This is a genomic window from Olegusella sp., from assembly GCF_057238325.1.
This window is the reverse complement of the sequence record NZ_DBHHGF010000001.1, coordinates 258,919-265,772: the sequence shown is the minus strand read 5'-3', so window position 1 is coordinate 265,772 and position 6,854 is coordinate 258,919. Positions and strand designations below refer to the sequence as shown.

Annotated in this window: 7 protein-coding genes; 1 reads left to right on the top strand and 6 read right to left on the bottom strand. The window is 46.5% G+C overall.

The window, feature by feature from the left end; translation table 11 throughout:
• The coding region (locus tag ACO5JD_RS01175) for a GTP-binding protein (RefSeq protein ID WP_484987075.1) at nt 1-465 on the bottom strand (465 nt) is incomplete at its 3' end.
• 140 nt (nt 466-605) lie between these two features.
• Here ACO5JD_RS01175 and rpsT point away from each other — a divergent pair.
• Complete coding sequence (rpsT, locus tag ACO5JD_RS01170) at nt 606-869, top strand: 30S ribosomal protein S20 (protein ID WP_021626135.1); 264 nt, start codon at nt 606-608, stop codon at nt 867-869.
• On the opposite strand, the gene ACO5JD_RS01165 is transcribed toward rpsT, so the two are convergent.
• From ACO5JD_RS01165 to thiI, 5 genes are all read right to left on the bottom strand, one after another.
• The gene (locus ACO5JD_RS01165; RefSeq protein ID WP_021626134.1) at nt 853-1,089 is read right to left on the bottom strand and encodes a hypothetical protein; all 237 of its coding nucleotides are present in this window, start codon (nt 1,087-1,089) and stop codon (nt 853-855) included. The two genes, rpsT and ACO5JD_RS01165, sit on opposite strands and share 17 nt — an antisense overlap.
• 71 nt (nt 1,090-1,160) lie before the next feature.
• Nucleotides 1,161-2,135 (bottom strand): DNA polymerase III subunit delta, encoded by a 975-nt coding sequence (gene holA, locus ACO5JD_RS01160; RefSeq protein ID WP_021626133.1) that lies wholly within the window; start codon nt 2,133-2,135, stop codon nt 1,161-1,163.
• A 40-nt stretch (nt 2,136-2,175) separates the two neighbouring features.
• Nucleotides 2,176-4,554: a ComEC/Rec2 family competence protein gene (locus tag ACO5JD_RS01155; protein WP_484987073.1), complete on the bottom strand. Its 2,379-nt coding sequence runs from the start codon at nt 4,552-4,554 to the stop codon at nt 2,176-2,178.
• Nucleotides 4,547-5,245 (bottom strand): helix-hairpin-helix domain-containing protein, encoded by a 699-nt coding sequence (locus ACO5JD_RS01150; RefSeq protein ID WP_484987071.1) that lies wholly within the window; start codon nt 5,243-5,245, stop codon nt 4,547-4,549. Before ACO5JD_RS01150 ends, ACO5JD_RS01155 begins: the two co-directional genes overlap by 8 nt.
• Before the next feature lie 267 nt (nt 5,246-5,512).
• On the bottom strand, nt 5,513-6,790 hold the full coding sequence (gene thiI, locus ACO5JD_RS01145) for a tRNA uracil 4-sulfurtransferase ThiI (protein ID WP_484987069.1): 1,278 nt from the start codon (nt 6,788-6,790) through the stop codon (nt 5,513-5,515).
• Nucleotides 6,791-6,854: the final 64 nt, after the last annotated feature.

Below are 6,854 nucleotides of genomic sequence, written 5' to 3'. Positions count from 1 at the left end.
AGCATCCTCTATTTCGGCTTTTACTTCCTCGGGATGTGCAGAGGGCAAATCAATCTTGTTGATGGCAGGCACAATATCAAGATTGGCATTCATCGCAAGATTGGCATTGGAAACCGTCTGTGCCTCCACGCCTTGGGTAGCATCTACCACCAGTACTGCTCCCTCACAGGCAGCAAGACTACGACTGACCTCATAGGTAAAGTCAACATGCCCTGGAGTATCAATAAGATTGAAGGTGTAGGTTTCGCCATCGTCAGCATCATAGAGCACGCGCACGGCATTCGACTTGATTGTGATGCCACGCTCTTGCTCAATGTCCATACTGTCAAGCATCTGAGAGGTCAAATCTCTCTGTTCAACGGTATGTGTAAGCTCAAGAATGCGATCAGAGATCGTCGATTTACCGTGGTCGATATGAGCCACGATGCTGAAATTACGGATGTGTGATGTGTCTGTAGTATTCATGGGAAAGATAATACCTCAGTTAGCCCTCTGAGTGTTATACTTCACAGGTTGACCTCCCGTCTGGTTGTGCCCCCACGCTTCCAGACGTCGCTTGTCTCAGCGTAGAGGCCTCATTGATGATTGGTTGAAAGGAAAAGCACGTGGCAAACATCAAGTCGCAGAAGAAGCGTATTCTCACCGCTGAGAAGGCTCGTCAGCGTAACAAGGCAGTACGCTCTGAGCTCAAGACCTATGTAAAAAAGGTCGTCGCTGCTGTTGAGGCTGGCGACAAAGATGCAGCACAGCTCGCTGCAAACGCTGCTGGTCGTAAGTTTGACAAGGCTGCAGCAAAGGGCATCATTCACAAAAATCAAGCCGCTGAGCGCAAGTCTGGCGTTCAGAACATGGTCAACAAGATGGCCTAAGGTTTTTGTAGCCTAAAGTTTTTGCAACTACATTGCATTTGCGGACTCCGTAGTAAAAAGCTGCGGAGTCTTTTTTTCTTTCAACTCTCGCTGAAGCAGGTCTCTCTTCGGCAGGCATCTCTTCAAGCAGGTCTCTCTCTTCAGCAGGCATCCCATCGACAGACCTCTCTTTTCGAAGAGGGTTCATAATTCTTTGATTCTCAAATTCAATCCTGCGCATTTGCAATTTCAAACGACGGTTTTGAACCGTTTGCAGTTTCTTGCTACGGGATGCAGCAAAGCAAAGGCGTACTACTGAACAGCACCGCAGATTTGCAAAATAAGCTGGGTAAAGCTTATGTCAGGATCAGCACCTGATTTGAGAGCTCGGTCGCAGTCAGCACAAGCTCTCACAAACCGACTGAGTTCACCGGGAGCAAAATTTCTTACCCAACGTTTGTACTTATCTATCTGAAAATCTCGCTTACCTAACGTAGAAGCTAGTGCGTATTCTTGGCCTCGCGCCATCAAACTTTGAGTACAAATCAACTCACGCAAACGACCAACTAACATTGCGAGAAGGGCGATTTGTGAGGGTTTTGCCATCAGATGATATTGGGTTAGCGCCTTAACCGCATTGCGTTCGCAGACAGGATCAAGAAAATCCCAAGGTTTAATTTCTGCGGTTTGCGAAATGTTGTTGACGACATCGTTGTAGCTAATATGTCCTTGTGTACGACAAAGCGTACAAAGCTGGGAAACTTGATTTTCTAGCAGTTTTCCAGACTCTCCTGAGCGCTTAATAAGCTCGTCAACCGCGGGACCATCAATATACATTCCTCGTGCCTGTGCAAACTTATTTACTTCCGCAACAAGCGCACGGTTCCTTTTTGGTACACAGTCAATAATTGCTTTAGGCCCGATAGAAGCTATGGCCTTGTAGAGACGGGTATTCTTTGGCAACGAGTCAAAAAGTAAGCAAAGCGTACATACACCATTGGGATTTGAAAGATAATCCACCAACATATCTTTGACCGTCTTATCTAGACGATCAGCGGCGTTCACGATAACAAAACGCCTATCTGCCCCAAAAGGGAGAGTATTGAGCGAACCCAATAGGGTAGCTGCATCAAGTTCAGACGTAGCGTTTATTTCATCCAAATTGAAAGCTTCCATACCTGCAGCTAAATGCTTTTTGAGCCTATCCACAACGGACTTTTTTTTGCGCTCATCACTACCAATTGCCGCATAAGCCACAAGCATTGCACTGTTTTTTGTTGCTGGCATCTACTCTCCCCTCGCATGTTTTATGACTTAGATAATACCTTTAGTCTGCAAAACTCTTTTGACATACGATGGCAGGTCCCCCTTCGGCAGGACTTACACAGATGTCACCACAATCAATCGTACATAGAAAACGTGATCCAACGCCTCTGACTATCTCAATACATTCGCCTGCTGGATGCCCATACTTATTTCCCTCACCCGCGCTGGCAAGACAAAGCTCAGGCAAAAGTTCTTGCGCCTGCTCTGCAGTTAAAGAAATTTTTGAACCATGATGTCCTAGCTTCAAAACGTCAATATCGCCAATATCGCCCGTTGCGAGGAGTTCTGCTAGTTCCTCTTTTTCTGCATCTCCCGTAAGCAGAGCTCGAAATTCCCGCTTGTTATCTTGATAAAGCAAATCCAACTGTATTGAATCTTTATTTTCAAGTCCACTTACGGGCATTTGAGGCCAAATCATCCTTAAGACAAATTGCCCCACATGCAATGTATCCCCATAGGACAGCTCTTTGAGTTGGGTCCCCACCAATGCCGTGCATGCAGACTCCAGCTCAGGAGAAAGTTCGGATGTGACACCTTCGGCAAAATATATCTGTTCGCAAGGAACTTTGTACGCAAGATCAGCTACTCCACCTACATGATCTGTGTGTTGATGCGTCAAAATAACCGCATCCAAATGAAATACTTTTTGACGTGCAAGGGCAATGTTAAGCGTATCTGGAGGTCCCGTATCAATCAGCACGGCTTGTGCCCCCTCTTGAACCAAGATGGCATCACCCTGGCCGACATCAAGTACCACCATTCGCGCGGGAGCAAAATAACGCCATCGTACAAAGAAACCAAAAAAGGCAAGTACAACTACCAAAAACAGCTTGATACAGATTTTCTTTTGTATGGGCGGCCACAGACGATAAAGGGCAACTAGCAAAGCAAAAATCATTAGTAAAAAGAGCAGTTCACCCACATTATTTCCCAACTCCACCGTTATGCATGCGAGAGGAAATGATGCAAGTAGACGCAAAATAGTAAGTACAAAATTTGCACAGACGTCACAGATGGTAAGAAACATTTTGTTCACCAAGGGAATATCCACAGTACTAGCAGCTAAAGCTCCACAAACAACAAGAGCTGTAAAGGGCAGCATAACCATACTATTTGCCAGTGGAGCAACAAATGATATAAGAGAAAAGAGCGGCAGTGTCAGCGGTACGGTAACTGTTTGGCAAACGAGACTTGCAGCACAACTTGAACGTGCTTCATTAAGCGCGCGTTGGAGCCTTCTTGGTAGGCGATTTCGTTTTGGAAAAGCAAAAAGAGTTTTCAGTGCATAGTTGGCATATACAGAAAACAGACAAAGCCCCACTACTGCAAGCACCGAAAGCTGAAAGCCAAGCTGTCCCACAAGTCCAGGATTGCAAATTGCCATAAGAAGCGCAACAAAACTCACAGCTGAAAGGGTGTGCTTACGTCGACCCACACACCAAGAAAGCGCAGCAACTGCTGACATTATCCAAGAACGTATTGCGCTAGGAGGGGCGCCACAACTCAAGACAAAAAGAGCAGAAATACAAAGACTCAAAACAGCGCGACTACCTGGTTTGAGTTGTAAGAGCTTGGCTAGCTGTAGAAGTAGATTAGAAATGATAGCAATATGCCCACCTGATACCGCCATCAAATGCGCTACGCCACAAGCAGAAAAAAGCTCATTTAGCCCTTGTGCATCTAGACTAGATCGGTAACCACACACAGCACCAGCAAGTACTGCTCGACTTGCTCCTATTTCTGGGCGGAAATTTGAGAGTGCCCGTCGCCTAAACATAATAGGTATGGCCAATAAGCCTTGAGGATGTATTGACTTGCGTATTGAGCGAACCGAAACTTCACCCCAAATACCCTGCAGCCTTGAGCGATATCCCCAGCTATCATTAGTCAAAGGCTTATAGCGTCCTACTACGACAAGTTGTTCACCGTAATTTACGGGCTCATGCAAACTTAGCCATACGTCAACACTGTGTCCCTCATTTGAATGGGCCTGAGCTCGGCAGCGCCAGCCAAAACGAGTTTGTTTGCAGTCCCCCACAACACGAAACTGCCAAGCAGAAAGATTGGAATTTTCCAAAGCAGAAGCTACCGTAAAACCCCGCACAACAAAAAGTTCTACTGCTACAAGTCCCATACAAATACCAACAAGCAAAGCTTTAATAGTATGTTTGTTGGCAGAAGCCGACATCTTGCTAATAACAAGCAAGTTGCCCAGGATATAGACGCCCGTTGCTATAAGCAACACGTTCCACTGGAGTGCATCCAACTTCAAAGGCAAATAACGTAGAAACAAGAAAGAGACAAGCAATACTCCTACCAATGTCCAACTAAGAAAAGGAATTGAAGGACGTGGTGGGAGCTCAAGCTTAGGCTCAAACACAGATATCATCCTTGAGCTTCGCGAACTTCTTTTCACCTATACCCGAGACACGCATGAGATCCTCAGGACTCTCAAACGCACCATTCGTCTCTCGCTCCTTGATAATGGCTTTTGCCGTTGCCTCACCAACTCCAGAAAGAGTTTGTAGAGTCGTCTCATCGGCTGTGTTGATATTTACCAAGCCACGATGTGAAGTATCCGATGAAGGCTCTGCTGGCAGCTTTGAGGCGAGCTGGCTGTCTATCCCCAGATCTTCTCCTATGCGAGGTACATAAACCTTTTCTCCATCGTTTAATTTCTGGGCCAGATTAATGCGCGCTCTATCTGCATCATCAGAAAGTCCTCCTGCAGCCTCAATGGCATCAGTCACACGTGCATCATCTGCGCCCAACTTGTAAACTCCGGGCTTTGCAACCGCTCCACTCACATCTATCAAGAAACGTTTTGGGGAGGCTGGTGCATCCGATTTGATTTGTGATGAGTTCTTTTTGGACTGATTTTCACGAGAGTTCTGCTGTGGTGCTTCAAGTTTCTTATCAAGCTGAACTGCTGTTGACACAGAGAGTATGCCGTTATATACAACACTCAGTAGGATAATAAGGCCAATGCAAACACACAATACAACTGCTGATTTACGGTCGATGCTTCGTCCAAAAATAGTAAAACTAGCATGCTGACGTCTTTGAGCCATTGAATTTCCTCCTTCGTCTTATAAGCCTGAAGGAGAGTCACGGCCATGATACCGACTTTATCGATTAGCCTTGTCTCAAACTGACTGGCAGCTGCACTCTAACGCACATATATCAGCAAAACAGCAGCTCATAGACCTGCAGTTGAAATTTTACTATTCGTAGCTTGCGTATAAGAAAAAACAGCCTCGTCCTTCTGACGAGGCTGTTCGTAAAACTCATCTTATGTAGAATTCATGTGCCAAACATAGTACCAAGCTAAGGGAAAGTTAAGCTTCCATGCTTAGCTCTACTGCTTCCGCATCATCCTTATCTGCCCAAGCACGAGCAAGTTCTCCATGCTTGTGACGCAGGCAGCGAGGCGCATGATAACTAGGACACTGATCAAAGTCCACGTACTCAATATTGGAAATCAAATCTTCAATCATCTGATCGTGGTCAAAAGAATCCCAAGCGGCATGCACCTCATCAAGCTTTGCATGAGTTTCGGGTTTGCGCGGCATAAAGAGCGTACAGCAGTCCGGAGCTGTCTCGCAGCTAATATCAAAGGTATTAATCTGGTGCGCGCGCTCCATAATTTCCTGCTTGTCAGAGCCAATTAATGGACGCAATACAGGAATGGATGCGATTTCATTGACCACAGAGATATTCTCGAGCGTCTGGGAAGCAACCTGACCCAAGGATTCACCAGTTACCAGCGCCTTTGCACCCTCAAGACGTGCAACACGCTCTGCCACGGCAAACATAACACGACGGTACATGATAATACGCAGCTTCTGCGGAACAGCCAACGAAATCTCACGCTGTTTCTCACCAAAAGGCACAACATACAAACGACCAATAACCCCAGAAGGAGCCAAAGCGCGACATACGTCCTGCGTCAGCCACTCGCTGGTATCGGCAGTCATGGGACGACCCGAGAAGTGCACAGGTACACAAATAGCACCACGGCGACCAACAGCCCAAGTAGCCACAGGAGAATCAAAACCAGATGAGAGCAGAGTGACAACTTTGCCCGCAGTCCCCACGGGCAAGCCACCTACTGCACGTTCGGAGAGTGCATATACAAAGACACGCGCTTGATTAACGATGACATTAACTTGTACATCTGGATGATGCATCTTGACTTTTTTCTCGGGGAATTGCTCGCAAAGAATGCTTCCTACCAGCTGATTTATCTCAATAGAATGGCGTTCATAGCTAGTAGAAGAACGATGTGCATGCACCTTGAACGTCTCAAACTCCCCCACTTCAGACAAAGCTCGTATGGCAGCCTCGCAATATTCATCCTCATCAAGAGAACAACACCATGCCAATGAAACACGCGCAATACCGGGAATTTGACGCAGTGCAGCCGCAACCTCTTGGTCAGCAGATTCATTTTTAAGTGTGACCAAGAGGTGGCCCGCGATACGTCTAACCTCACGCACGGGGAGCGTTTTGACGGCATGACTAATATTGCGAACAAGTTGGTTCTCAAAAGTAGAACGATTCTTTCCCTTAAGACCAATCTCGTGATAGTGGACCAAACATACTCGCTCAGACATGTCCACACTCCCTTCGCACATACTGCGAATTGACAAATACAGACCCCAACTGCCAAGACGACAG